Genomic DNA, 605 nt, shown 5'->3' on the forward strand with positions numbered 1-605 from the left:
CAACCCTGCATCAGCTCATATGGCAGGTATGGAAGTGGTTGTGGTACGTTGTGATGACGAAGGTAACATTGACCTTGCTGATCTACGTCAACAAGCGGAGAAACACAGCGCCGATCTTTCTTGTGTGATGGTAACTTATCCATCAACTCATGGTGTGTATGAAGAAAGCATCAAAGAAGTTTGTGAAATCATCCATCAGTTTGGCGGCCAAGTGTATCTTGATGGCGCTAATATGAACGCACAAGTGGGCTTGACGACACCTGGCTATATTGGTGCAGATGTTTCCCACTTAAACTTACATAAAACTTTCTGTATTCCACATGGCGGTGGCGGTCCGGGTATGGGACCAATTGGTGTTAAAAAACATTTAGCACCATTTGTTCCGGGGCACTCAGTCGTTGAGCAAGAGATGGTGACAGACCAAGGTGCTGTTTCAGCCGCACCATTTGGTAGCGCATCAATCCTGCCAATTAGCTGGATGTATATTCGCATGATGGGCTCGTATGGTTTAAGAAGAGCTAGCCAAGTGGCGATTTTAAATGCGAACTATATTGCTAAGCGTCTGCAAGGTCACTATGACATTTTGTATACTGGTCGTGATGGCT

The 605-nt window shown here is 45.6% G+C and carries 1 pseudogene; it reads left to right on the top strand.

The annotated features are described in order from the left end of the window. Positions 1-605 (top strand): annotated as a pseudogene (locus ABN217_RS19745) (glycine dehydrogenase (aminomethyl-transferring)); the annotation flags it as partial.

This window comes from Proteus sp. fly-1067, from assembly GCF_040139345.1.
Classification (GTDB): domain Bacteria; phylum Pseudomonadota; class Gammaproteobacteria; order Enterobacterales; family Enterobacteriaceae; genus Proteus; species Proteus vulgaris_B.